This is a genomic window from Cupriavidus sp. FW305-46, assembly GCF_058787075.1.
In genome coordinates this window covers 10,396-11,770 of record NZ_JBYSZI010000111.1, presented here as the reverse complement: position 1 = coordinate 11,770, position 1,375 = coordinate 10,396, and the positions used below count along the sequence as shown (strand labels likewise).

2 protein-coding genes are annotated in these 1,375 nt (G+C 65.7%); both read right to left on the bottom strand.

Annotated elements, in window-relative coordinates; translation table 11 throughout:
* A partial coding sequence (locus AC3WON_RS30380; protein WP_492353404.1) for a hypothetical protein occupies positions 1-1,115 on the bottom strand: 1,115 nt, incomplete at its 3' end.
* An 80-nt stretch (positions 1,116-1,195) separates the two neighbouring features.
* On the bottom strand, positions 1,196-1,375 hold a 180-nt coding region (locus AC3WON_RS30375; RefSeq protein WP_492353403.1), incomplete at its 5' end, for a hypothetical protein.

Below are 1,375 nucleotides of genomic sequence, written 5' to 3'. Positions count from 1 at the left end.
AGCATGATGAAGAGGCCGTTGCCCATGATCCAGGCGAAGCGGCCGAAGGCGAACACCACCTGCCCCACCGCCAGCGCCACCGGCGCCAGGATGGGCGCCATGACCGCAAGCACCGCATTGGTGGGCCCGATTGCCGTCTTGAGCGCCTTGAACGCCGCGCCGAGCTTGACGGCGACATTCCACAGGCCTTCGAAGACATCGACCACGTCCGACAGCACGCCGGGCAGCGCTTCGGCAAACTTGTCGACCTTGGACTCCAGCATGGCCCGGTTGGCCACCACCCAGGCCTGCATGCGATCGACGAGGGGCTGCATGGCGTTGGCCAGCTTCAGCCCCAGCGCATTGCGCACGCCCTCGACCGTGCGCGACATGCGCTGCCACGACTTGTCGAAGGCGTCCGCCTGGCTGATCTGCTCTTCCGTGAAAAGCGCGCCGTCGGCCGTCATCTGCTTGTAGCGATCCTTCAGTTCGTCGCCGCCCTTGTTGAGCGCGTCGAGCATGATGGAGCCGCTCTTGCCCATGACCGCTTCCAGCGTGGCCAGCTTCGCCCCCTCCTTCTCGGAGGCCTTCGCCGCCTCCGCCATCTTGAACAGGACCTCGGCGGGTGTCTTCGATCGGATGTCAGCCATGGTGATGCCGGCGGACGCGAACGCCCCCTGCATTTCCTTGCTGCCGGCCCTGGCCAGGCTCATGTTCTTGTTGAGCTTGCCCAGCGCCTTGGCCGCGTCATCCATGTTGCCGCCGGCCTCGGAGACGAAGCCGCCGAACACCTGGACATCCTGGCTGGCCACACCATAGCGCGAGGACAGGTCGCCCACCTGGTCGACGGCGTCTGCTGCCGCCTTGGCCGTCGCCACGATGCCGCCCAGCGCCACGCTGTAGCCCACACCCAGCCCGACCGAGACGGTGGCTAGGCCCTTGAGCTTTTCGGTCAGGCCGCTGACGGCGCTGCCCATCTTGCTGAAGCCAGTGGCGTCGGTGAACCGGCCGACCGCCTCCTGCACGCGGCCGACCGGCTTGGTGACGCTGTCGAACTTCTCACCGATGCGCTGGAGCGTGGCGCTCGCACGATCCAGCGCGGTGATGACGATCTCGGCCTTGTTGGTATCTGCCATGCCGATTTACCCCTTTGGCTTGCCAAGCTCCTCGTGGATCTCCTCGGCCTTACCGCACCAGAAGTCGAGATCCGTCGTGGTCATGTCCCAGATGGAATCTGGGGGGAAGTGGAAGGTGTAGGCGATGAGGGCGACTGCTTCGTCCCATCGTCTTTCACCAAGAAAGGGCCGAGCTCGGTGACGACCTCCATGGCGTCGGCAGCCTCCAGCTCGTCGATTTCCTCGGGCGTGAGGCCCGACAGCTCGGCGGCCAGGTCCAG